Source organism: Streptomyces camponoticapitis, from assembly GCF_014646115.1.
Classification (GTDB): domain Bacteria; phylum Actinomycetota; class Actinomycetes; order Streptomycetales; family Streptomycetaceae; genus Streptomyces; species Streptomyces camponoticapitis.
Map to the genome: position 1 here is coordinate 342,715 of NZ_BMMV01000008.1, position 10,151 is coordinate 352,865.

The following is a 10,151-nucleotide window of genomic DNA, read 5'->3' on the forward strand; positions in this document are numbered from 1 at the left end:
GCCGTGATCGCCATGGTACCCGTCCTGGCGGGCCCGCGGCCGCCGGCCATGTCCTTGACCTTGCCGCAACGTCAGGGTTTCTACTGGAGCCATGCGAATCGGAGAGATCGCCGCACTCGTGGGGGTCACCTCGCGGGCGGTGCGGCACTACCACCACATGGGGCTGTTGCCCGAGCCCGAGAGGCGTGCCAACGGGTACCGCGTCTACTCCGTGCGGGACGCCGTACTCCTCGCCAGGATCCGGCGGCTCTCGGAGCTGGGGCTCAGCCTGGACGAGGTACGGGACGTCCTCGCCGACGACGCCGGGCGCGAGCTGGCGGAGGTGCTCGGCGAGCTGGACGCCGATCTGGCGCGGCAGGAGGAGGAGATTCGCGGCAGGCGGCGCAGGCTCGCCGAGCTGATGACGGAGCCGCTGCCGCCCGAGGGGCCGGTGTCGCCCACGCTGGCGCGGTTGCTGCGGGCCGCGCCGGACACGGATTCGGCGATGGCGGCCAAGGACCGCGAGCTGCTCGTCCTGCTGGACACCGCCGGCGGCGGCGAGGAGTTCTACGAGGCCCTGCACCCCCTGCTGGAGGACCCGGGCGTCCTCTCGCTCTACGCCCGGCTGGACGAGCTCGCCGAAGCCGCGGCGGACGATCCCCGAGTCGGGCCGCTGGCCGACGCGCTGACGGCCGTCGTCCCGGAGGCGTTGCTGGACGCGATCCCGGAGGGGGACGGGCCCCCGGTGCCGGAGGGGGTCGGGGCGGCGATTTTCCGCGACTTCTCCCCGGCCCAGGCCGAGGTGGGGCGGCTGGTGATGGAGGCACTCGGGCGGATGCGGAAGCGGCGGACGACGAAGACGGACGGGAAGAAACCGGAATGAGCAGAGCCCTGTGGGTGGTGGTGCCGGCGGAGTTCACGCTGGTCGTGTGTCTGCTGGCGGGCGTGGACGTTCCGACGCCGGTGATCCTGGCCGCCGAGGTGGTCGTGCTCACGCTGGTGGTGGCCGAGGCCGTGCTCGTACGGCGGCACTACAAAGCGGCGCGCCTGGCCGGGGCGGAGCGGCGGGCCGCCTTCGTCGGGGCCGTGGAGGCGGCCGTTCCCGCGACCGTGCGCCGGCTGATCGTCAACGAGCTGCGGGGCATGACCAGCCTCGTGCGGTGGGTGGGACGGCGTGTGCACGGCGTACGCGAGGGCGATCTCGCCGCCGCGTACACCGGGCCGCAGACGGCGATGATGTACGGCCTGCTCTTCGTGTCCGTCGTCGAGACGGTGGCACTGGCGATACTGATTCCCTGGCCGCTGGTGCACATGATCCTGCTGGTGCTCGACGTGTACGGCGTGCTGATGGTGCTGGCGCTGCACGCGAGCTGCGTGACCCGGCCGCACGTCGTGGGCGCCGACGGGTCGCTCCGGGTGCGCTGGGGCGCGCTGTTCGACATGACGATCACGGGAGACCGGATCGGCTCGGCACGCGTCGAACGCCGGTACCCGGACGGCTCGTTGATCCGGATCGACGAGCCCGGCGGCACACTCGATCTGATCGTGGGCGGCCAGACGACGGTACGGGTGGAGCTGACCGAGCCGGTCGAGTTCGTACGGCCCATGGGCGCACGCGGTACGGCGACGGTGGTCCGCTTCCACGCGGACGATCCGGCGGCGCTGGTGGCCCGGCTCACGCGGCTCGGGAAGGCGCGCGACGAGGCACCCGACGAGGCCGTCGGCGACGTCAGCGTGTGAGGGCGAACACGGCCCTGCGCGGGCACCGGGTAAGCGGCTGGGTGCGTGCGCGCTCCACCGCTTAACCTGGCGGAACGGGGGCCGCACCCCCCGTTCCGTACGTCCATGAGGAGAACCACCGTGCTCGTGCTGTTGCCGCCGTCGGAAGGCAAGGCCGCCTCCGGCCGCGGGGCTCCGCTGAAGCCGGAGTCACTGTCACTGCCCGCCCTTTCCGGGGCGCGCGCCGCCGTACTGGACGAGCTGGTCGAGCTGTGTGCCGCCGACGAGGAGAAGGCCGCGGAGGTCCTGGGCCTGAGCGAGGGGCTGCGCGGCGAGATCGCGAAGAACGTGGAGCTGCGGACCGCGGGGACGCGGCCGGCCGGGGACATCTACACCGGTGTGCTGTACGACGCGCTCGGTCTGTCCACGCTGGACACCGCCGCCCGGCGGCGGGCCGGGAAGTCGCTGCTGGTCTTCTCCGGGCTGTGGGGTGCGGTACGGATCGGCGACCGGATCCCGTCGTACCGGTGCTCGATGGGCGTGAAGCTGCCGGGCACCGGGGCGCTGAGCGCGCACTGGCGCAAGGCGATGGCGCCGGTGCTGCCCGAGGTGGCGGGCGACGGGCTCGTACTGGACCTGCGCTCGTCGTCGTACACATCGGCCTGGAAGCCGGTGGGTGAGGTCGCCTCCCGTACGGCGACGGTGCGCGTCCTGCACGCGCAGTTCGTGGACGGTGTGGAGAAGCGGTCGGTGGTGAGCCACTTCAACAAGGCGACGAAGGGGCGGCTCGTCCGCGATCTGCTGTCGGCCGGTGCCCGGCCGAAGAGGCCCGGCCAACTGGCGGAGACGCTGCGCGAGTTGGGGTACGTGGTGGAGGTCGCCGAACCCGGCGGGGCGGGGCGGCCGTGGGCGCTGGACGTGGTGGTGACGGAGATCCACTGAGGGCCGCCGTCGGCCCCCCACCGCCCCCGTTGCACAGGGCGCAACGCTCGTTGCGGGGAGCGTGGGCGGCGCGGCAGGATGACCGTATGACATCCGTGCTCGACCTCGCCCCCGTTGTTCCTGTCGTCGTCGTGGACGATGTCGCCGACGCCGTGCCCCTGGCCCGCGCCCTCGTGGCCGGCGGCCTGCCCGCGATCGAGGTGACCCTGCGTACGCCGGTCGCGCTCGACGCGATCCGGGCGATCGCGGCGGAGGTGCCGGGGGCGGTGGTGGGGGCCGGGACGGTCCTTACGCCGGGGTCGGTGACGGAGTCGGTGGCGGCGGGGGCCCGCTTCCTGGTCAGCCCCGGATGGACCGGCACACTGCTCGACGCGATGCTGGCTTCCGGGGTGCCGTTCCTGCCGGGGGTCTCGACGGCGTCGGAGGTCGTGGCGCTGCTGGAACTCGGTGTGACCGAGATGAAGTTCTTCCCGGCGGAGGCGGCGGGCGGCACGGCGTACCTCAAGTCCCTGTCGGGACCGCTGCCCCGGGCGCGGTTCTGTCCGACGGGCGGGATCTCCCTGGCGTCGGCGGGGTCGTATCTGGCACTGGGCAACGTGGGCTGTGTGGGCGGCACTTGGATGCTGCCGCCGGAGGCGATCGCGGAGAAGGACTGGTCGCGGGTGGAGAAACTGGCCCGCGAGGCGGCGGCCCTGCGCTGAGGCACGACGCGCCCGAGTACGCCCGGTACGAGGGCGATCCTCCGCCTCGCGATCGCACGCGCCAACCGCCATGAGCCCCGCCCCGCGGGCCTACGACGCTACTTCTGAGGCACGCCCCGGTCGAACGTCAGAACCTGACTGTCCGTCAGCGGCCGGTAGCCCAGCCGCTGGTAGAGCGCGTTGCTCGTCGGGTTGGCCAAGTCCGTGTAGAGCAGCACCTGTTCGGCGCCCGCGTCCCGCGCCGCCCGGCTGACCGCCGCCGTGACCGCGCCCCCGTAGCCACGGCCACGCAGCCGAAGTGGCGTGTAGACAGGCGACACCCGGGCCTGGCCCGCGACGGTCGGGGTGACCGAGGCCATGGCCACCGGCGCGCCCGCGACGTCCCACAGCCACAGCCGGCCGACGGCGATGCGTTCCGCCGTGGCCCGCGTGTAGTCCTCGTCCGCCCTGACCGCCTGGCCGGTGTCGGTGGCGAAGGCGCTCATCCACTCGGCGAGGAGCGGCAGGTCCTCGGCGGTGGCGAGCCGTGCCCGGCCGGCCGGGGCGGGGTCCGGCGGGGTCAGCTCGCCCAGACGGAACAGCCTTACCCGGTGCGAGACATGCCAGCCGCCGGAGCACCCCGTCCACTCGGCGGCGAACGCCCGTACACACGCCTCCTCGCCCTGTACGGAACTCAACGACGGGTCGAGGGCGCGCAGTACGGGTACGAGTTCGCGCGCCGCCCGGTCCGGCATCGGACCGAGCAGCGGGCGCAGCGGCGGTGTCTGGACGAAGCCCGCGGAGACCGGCGCGTCCTCGCTCTCCCGCCAGTGGCCGAATCGCGCCGACGCCCCCGCCCCCGCCCCGTGGGCACGCACGGACTCGCTGATCGTCAGCAGCAGCGTCGAACGGGCGGGCTCCAGCGCGAGGCACGGGTCCGCAGCCGTACGGAACTCCTCGACGTCGTCGGTCAGTTGCCAGCCCACACCGAGCCCCCCTCTTCCCCCCGCCGCGCTCAGCGCAGGTGCGACGTGTCGTTCAGCAGACGTACCGACGCGTTGCCGTCCGCGTAGTAGGCGACCGCCGAGAGCGACGCGGCCGACAGCTCCATCCGGAACAGGGACTCCGGCGGTGCCCCCAGCGCCAGTCTGACCAGGGTCTTCACCGGTGTCACATGGGTGACGACCAGCACGGTACGTCCCGCGTACCGCTCGATCAGCGCGTCACGGGTGGCCGCGACCCGCGCCGCGACCGAGTTGAAGCTCTCGCCGCCCCCGGTCGGCGCCACGTCGGGCGAGGCCAGCCAGGCGCTGAGGTCGTCCGCGTACCGCTCCCTGACCTGGGTGAACGTCAGCCCTTCCCAGGCGCCGAAGTCCGTCTCGCGCAGCCCTTCCTCGACGCCGGCCTCCAGGCCGAGCCGGGTGGCCACGGCGCCCGCGGTCTCGCGGCAGCGCAGCAGCGGCGACGAGACGATCGCCTGGATCGTGCCGCGCGCGGCCAGCGCCGCCGCGACGGCGTCGGCCTGCCTGCGGCCCACCGCCGACAGCTCCGGGTCACTCCCGCCGCTGCCCGAGAAGCGCTTCTCGGGGGTGAGCATCGTCTCGCCGTGCCGCAGCAGCACGAAGGTGGCGGGGGCGCCGAGGTCGGCCGAGCCCCAGCCGACGGGCGGGGCGGTCTGCTCGGGGACGGCGGCGGAGAGTTCGTACGAGGCGGCCAGCGCCGCGCGCGCCTTCGCCGCGCCGGCCGCCGCGTCCCCCGGCGGTCCCTCGGGGGCGGGAGCCGCGGACCTGCGGGAGGCGGTGCCCGTACGCCTCGCTCCCGCGCCCAGCTCGGCCGTGGAGGCCGAGGGCTCCCACTGCTTGCCCTTCTTGCCCGCGTCCATGGCCTCGTTGGCGAGCCGGTCGGCGTGCTTGTTCTTCTCGCGCGGGATCCACTCGAAGCGGACCTGCCCCGTGGGGTAGATCCGCGACGCCTCGGCGGCCAGCGGCTTCATGTCGGGGTGCTTGATCTTCCAGCGGCCCGACATCTGCTCCACGACGAGCTTGGAGTCCATCCGGACCCGTACGTCGGCTGCCGGGTCGAGTGCTTTCGCGGCCTTCAGCCCGGCGATCAGGCCCCGGTACTCGGCGACGTTGTTCGTGGCGACGCCGATGTACTCGGCGGCCTCGGCGAGCGTCTCACCGGTCACCGCGTCGAGTACGACGGCCCCGTAACCCGCCGGGCCGGGGTTGCCCCGCGACCCGCCGTCCGCCTCGACGACGAATGTCGGCATCTACAGACCCGATTCGGAGGTACGGACAAGGATGCGGCGGCAGTTCTCGCACCGCAGGACGGTGCTGGGGCTCGCCGCCTTGACCTCGTTGACCTCTGTGATGTTGAGCTCCAGCCGGCAGCCCTCGCAGCGGCGCTGGTAGAGCCGGGCCGCGCCGACACCGCCCTGCTGCACCCGCAGCTTCTCGTACAGCTTGAGCAGGTCGGCGGGGATCGTCGCCGACACGGTCTCGCGCTCCTTGGTAGCCGTCGCCTCCTCGGCGTCGAGCTTCTCGGCGGCGGCGTCACGCCGCGCGACCGCGTCGTCCGTCTTGGCCTGGACGGAGGAGACGCGCTCGGTCAGCTCGGCCGCGCGCTCCTGCGCGGCCTCGCGGCGCTCCATGACTTCGAGGACGACGTCCTCCAGGTCACCCTGGCGCTTGGCGAGCGAGACGATCTCGCGCTGGAGGGATTCGAGGTCCTTGGGCGAGGTGACCGCGCCCGAGTCGAGGCGCTGCTGGTCGCGTACGGAGCGCTGGCGGACCTGGTCGACGTCCTGCTCCGCCTTCGTCTGCTCGCGCGCGGTGTCGCTCTCCTCGGTCTGCGAGGCGACCAGCAGGTCGCGCAGCTGGGTGAGGTCCTTGTTCAGCGACTCGATCTCGGCGTGCTCGGGCAGCGAGTCACGCCGGTGGGCGAGCTGCTGGAGTCGCAGATCGAGGGCCTGGACGTCGAGGAGTCGGATCTGGTCGGCGGGTTCGGCGTTCAGTTGGGGGCTCCTGAGGAATGGTGGGAGGACCAGGGGTCGGTGACCGTCTTCGAGACATGGACCCGCAGGTCCCAGTCGTGGCGGTCGGAGATCTCGTCGAGCTGGGTGGCCGCCAGTTCGCACCAGGGCCACTCGGTGGCCCAGTGCGCGGCGTCGACCAGCCCCAGCGGTGAGTGCTGAGTGGCCTCGGAGACCGGGTGGTGGCGCAGGTCGGCGGTGAGGAAGGCGTCCACTCCGGCCGCCCGTACCTGGTCGAAGAGGCTGTCGCCGGATCCGCCGCTGACGGCGACGGTGCCGACGAGGGCGTCGGGGTCGCCGGCCACGCGGATGCCCTGCGCGGTGGCGGGCAGCCGGTGCGCGGCGCGCGCGGCGAAGTCGCGGAGGGTCGCGGGGCGGTCGAGTACGCAGATCCGGCCGAGCCCGCGGCGGCCGTCGGGGTCGGACGGGTCGGGTACGAGGGGGCCCACCACGCGCAGGCCGAGCGCGCCCGCGAGGGCGTCGGAGACTCCCGGATCGGCGCTGTCGGCGTTGGTGTGCGCGACGTGCAGCGCGATGTCGTTCTTGATGAGCGTGTGCACGACGCGGCCCTTGAAGGTGCCGGCGGCCACGGTCGTGGTCCCCCGCAGATAGAGCGGGTGGTGGGTGAGGATCAGGTCGGCGCCGAGCCGCAGGGCCTCGTCCACGACGGACTGGACGGGGTCGACCGCGATCAGGACCCGGGTCACGGGGGCGTCGGGATCGCCGCAGACGGTGCCGACGGCGTCCCACTGTTCGGCCCGCTCGGGCGGCCAGAGGGCATCGAGCTGGGCGAGGACTTCGGACAGGCGGGGCACGGGGCCCAGGCTACCTGCCTGCCATGGTGCCGCGACCATGGCCGGGGACCGCTTCCCCGGCCACGGCCGCCTTCTCTCCCGGCCACACCTGTCCCCGACCGCCGGACGGGACGGTCGAGGACAGGGCGGTCCGCCCGGACCGGCCGGACGTCACTTGACGAGGAAGCCTCGCAGATCGTCCAGGACCAGGCCGGCGGCGATGGTGCCGAGGCCCAGGTACCAGGTCTCGTCGGACACGTCGATGGCCTGTCCCGACCGGACGGCCTTGAGGTTCTTCCAGAGCGGGTTCGCGCGCGCGGCGTCCCGCTTGGTGGACTTGGGGTCGCCGTACACACCGGTGAAGATCCAGTCCGCGTCCGCCTGGTCGATCTCCTCGGGGCTGACCTCGATCGCGAGGTCGTTGATCTGCTGGTTGGCGGGCCGCGGCAGACCGATGTCCTGAAGGATGATGCCGATGAACGACGCCTTGCCGTAGAGCCGGGTCTCGTTCGGCCTGTAGCGCACCATCGAGATGGTCGGCTTGTCGGCGCCGATGTCGTCCGACAGTGCCTTGACCTTCGCGTCGTACGCGTCGAGTGCCTTCTCGGCCTCGGCGCTCCGGTCGAGGGCCGCCGCGTTGAGCCGGAGGTTCTCCTTCCAGGGGAAGCCGGGTCGGATGGAGAACACGGTGGGGGCGATCGACGCCAACTCGTCGTACTTGTCGGCGGCGCGGAGCTGGCTGCCGAGGATCAGGTCGGGCTTGAGGGCCGCGATCGCCTCCAGGTTGAGGCCGTTGCTGGTGCCGACGCTCTTCGGGCTGCCCGCGCCCTTCTTGAGGTAGGACGGTATGGCGGCGGCGCCCTCCGTGGGCGCGTAGCCGACGGGTTCGAGGCCGAGGGAAACAACGTTGTCGAACTCGCCCACGTCGAGCACGATGACGCGCTCCGGTCGGGCCTTCAGGACGGTCTTGCCGAGGGCATGGGTGACGGTACGGGGGAACTCGCCCGGCTTGGCGTCGGTGCCGTAGCCCGCGGTCTTCTTCGCCGCGTCGGCGAAGTCCTTGCCACCCGTGGCGACAGCCTTCTTGTCCGCGTCGGTGCCGGGCGGGGAGGACTCGTCCGCCCCTCCGCCGGTACCGCAGGCCGCGAGTGAGAGGGCGGCGGCCAGGGCCACGAGTGCGGCTGTGCCGCGGCGTCGAACGGACATCTGTGCTCCAAAGTTTCTTACTTAGGGATGCCTTACCTTATGCATGCCCTTCCGGCTCAGCACAACCGCCCCCTCCCCCTCAGCCGAACGCTTGACCAGCCACCCTTATGTGTGAAGCGAGTTGGCCCGTGTTGTACGGCAGCGAGTGCGAACCTAGCGTCGTCGCCGGAGGTGACAGAGCGATGACAGCCTGTGTCACGGAGAGCGGGGAGAACACCGCACCGGACGGGGCCGCCCGGTGCGCGGGATTCGTGATCGCGGCGGACGGTTCCTACGCGGCGCGGCTGACCCTCGGTGCGGAGGCGGGCGCGAACCCTTCCGAACGGGAGGACGGGGAGGGGGACGGCACCGGTGCGGCCTGGTTCCCGGAGCGGTGGACGCTGAACGGGCCGGAGCCGTACGCCGTACCGCTCCCGCTCGACCAGCCCGAGGAGCCCGACGCCAAGGTGCTGCCGCTGATCGACGGGCGGGTGCTGATCCACCGTCGGGTGGCGGACCGGCAGGCGTTCTCGCTGCTGTATCCGACGGGGCCGGGCACGGGTGAACTGCCCCTGGGCGCGGTCGAGTGCCCGCGTCTCACCCTGCTGCCGCCGTCGCCCGACGGTACGAGCGCCTATGCCCTGGCCCCCGGCGAACACGGCACCACGCTCTGGCTGGTGGCGGGCGGCGCGTTCGGCCCGGAGCCGGTCGCGACCGTACGTGGACGCTGCACGGGCGGCGTCTGGCTCGACCGTACGGGGCGGCTGCTGGCCCTCGACCGCGAACTGGACGGCGTGGTCAAGTCCGTCGCCGTCGACCTGCAACGGGGCGGCGAGGTCAGCCCGTTGCTCCAGATCACCGAGGAGAGCAACGACCGGCTGCTGCTGGCGGACGCCGACAGCGGTCTGCTGCTGATCCGTTCGGACGCGCCGGGCCACGACCGGCTGGGCTGGGGCGTGCTGGGCAGCGCGCGGCCGGTGCGCTTCCCCGAGTGTCTGCGGCCGGCCGAGTGCGCGGTCACCCCTTTCGCCGTACAGCCGGGGCAGGTTCTGATGCCGGAGAGCTGCGCGGTCGCGCTGCGGATCGACGGGCCGGGCGGCACCTGGGTCGGGACCTGGCGGCCGTCGAGCCGGCAGCTCCATCAACAGGAGGCGCCGGACGGCTGGTTGGCGGGGACGGGGCTGTGGTCGCCGGAAGGGGTCCTCCAACTGCCGTACGTCACGGGCACCATGCCGTGCGGCGTGGCCCGGGTGGAGACGCCGCGTGATGCCCCCCGGGACATACCGATGGACACCTGGCATCCCGCGACGGGGGACGGAGGACCCGAATTGATCACGGAACCCGCACAAGTGGAAGTCACGGACGAAAATGGGCCCGCGTCCCGTCCAACTCGCCTGGTCCGCAAGCCGGTTCCCCTGCAGCAGGCACCCCTCACCGGGCGAACGGCCGCCGGGTAGAGCTGGTTAGTATTTTGCCGCGGGTCCGGTCGGTCGGTACGGGGACGGCCGGCCTCCCGTGTGCCACGCAAGCGGCGACATCAGCGACATCAGCGATCCAACGGGGTGACTTCCCACATGTCTGAAAGCCGAACAGACACGGCCCAGAACCGTCCGCACCAGGCGGTCGGCGACCGGGACGACACCGGCCACGGAAAACACCGGGGCGGGGCCGCCGCGACGGACGACTCCCCGTCCTCGGCGCACGGACGCCACCGCCGCCCGGGGGACAACGGGCAGAGCGGCCACGCGTCCTAGGTTCTGTCGTCAAATGTCACGCCCACATCAGGAGTGATGCGAGGGTGACAGCTGCTTCGTAGGA

11 protein-coding genes are annotated in these 10,151 nt (G+C 72.5%); 6 read left to right on the forward strand and 5 right to left on the reverse strand.

Annotated features, from left to right (window positions below):
* The first annotated feature begins 91 nt into the window (after nt 1-91).
* From IEY79_RS15785 to eda, 4 genes are all read left to right on the forward strand, one after another.
* The gene (locus IEY79_RS15785; protein ID WP_189108089.1) at nt 92-862 is read left to right on the forward strand and encodes a MerR family transcriptional regulator; all 771 of its coding nucleotides are present in this window, start codon (nt 92-94) and stop codon (nt 860-862) included.
* On the forward strand, nt 859-1,719 hold the full coding sequence (locus IEY79_RS15790) for a hypothetical protein (RefSeq protein ID WP_189108090.1): 861 nt from the start codon (nt 859-861) through the stop codon (nt 1,717-1,719). The genes IEY79_RS15785 and IEY79_RS15790 overlap by 4 nt, the downstream gene beginning before the upstream one ends.
* 120 nt (nt 1,720-1,839) lie before the next feature.
* The gene (yaaA, locus tag IEY79_RS15795; RefSeq protein WP_189108125.1) at nt 1,840-2,640 is read left to right on the forward strand and encodes a peroxide stress protein YaaA; all 801 of its coding nucleotides are present in this window, start codon (nt 1,840-1,842) and stop codon (nt 2,638-2,640) included.
* A gap of 86 nt (nt 2,641-2,726) precedes the next feature.
* Nucleotides 2,727-3,341, forward strand: a complete 615-nt coding sequence (gene eda, locus IEY79_RS15800) for a bifunctional 4-hydroxy-2-oxoglutarate aldolase/2-dehydro-3-deoxy-phosphogluconate aldolase (RefSeq protein WP_189108091.1) — start codon at nt 2,727-2,729, stop codon at nt 3,339-3,341.
* Nucleotides 3,342-3,439: 98 nt separating this feature from the next.
* Here the strand turns inward: eda and IEY79_RS15805 are convergent, their stop codons facing one another.
* The 5 genes from IEY79_RS15805 to IEY79_RS15825 form a co-directional block, all read right to left on the reverse strand.
* The gene (locus IEY79_RS15805; RefSeq protein ID WP_189108092.1) at nt 3,440-4,306 is read right to left on the reverse strand and encodes a GNAT family N-acetyltransferase; all 867 of its coding nucleotides are present in this window, start codon (nt 4,304-4,306) and stop codon (nt 3,440-3,442) included.
* Nucleotides 4,307-4,335: 29 nt separating this feature from the next.
* Entirely contained in the window at nt 4,336-5,592 is a 1,257-nt protein-coding gene (locus IEY79_RS15810; RefSeq protein ID WP_189108093.1) for a bifunctional RNase H/acid phosphatase, read from the reverse strand.
* Nucleotides 5,593-6,336, reverse strand: a complete 744-nt coding sequence (locus tag IEY79_RS15815) for a zinc ribbon domain-containing protein (RefSeq protein ID WP_189108126.1) — start codon at nt 6,334-6,336, stop codon at nt 5,593-5,595.
* Nucleotides 6,333-7,169: a Nif3-like dinuclear metal center hexameric protein gene (locus IEY79_RS15820; RefSeq protein ID WP_189108094.1), complete on the reverse strand. Its 837-nt coding sequence runs from the start codon at nt 7,167-7,169 to the stop codon at nt 6,333-6,335. Before IEY79_RS15820 ends, IEY79_RS15815 begins: the two co-directional genes overlap by 4 nt.
* Before the next feature lie 150 nt (nt 7,170-7,319).
* The gene (locus IEY79_RS15825) at nt 7,320-8,354 is read right to left on the reverse strand and encodes an ABC transporter substrate-binding protein (protein ID WP_189108095.1); all 1,035 of its coding nucleotides are present in this window, start codon (nt 8,352-8,354) and stop codon (nt 7,320-7,322) included.
* 182 nt (nt 8,355-8,536) lie between these two features.
* Between IEY79_RS15825 and IEY79_RS15830 the strand changes: the two genes are divergently transcribed.
* Together IEY79_RS15830 and IEY79_RS15835 are read left to right on the forward strand one after the other, a co-directional pair.
* Nucleotides 8,537-9,790, forward strand: coding sequence for a hypothetical protein (locus IEY79_RS15830; RefSeq protein WP_189108096.1), 1,254 nt, complete (start codon nt 8,537-8,539; stop codon nt 9,788-9,790).
* Between the two features lie 117 nt (nt 9,791-9,907).
* Nucleotides 9,908-10,087: a hypothetical protein gene (locus IEY79_RS15835; protein ID WP_189108097.1), complete on the forward strand. Its 180-nt coding sequence runs from the start codon at nt 9,908-9,910 to the stop codon at nt 10,085-10,087.
* Nucleotides 10,088-10,151 lie beyond the last annotated feature (64 nt).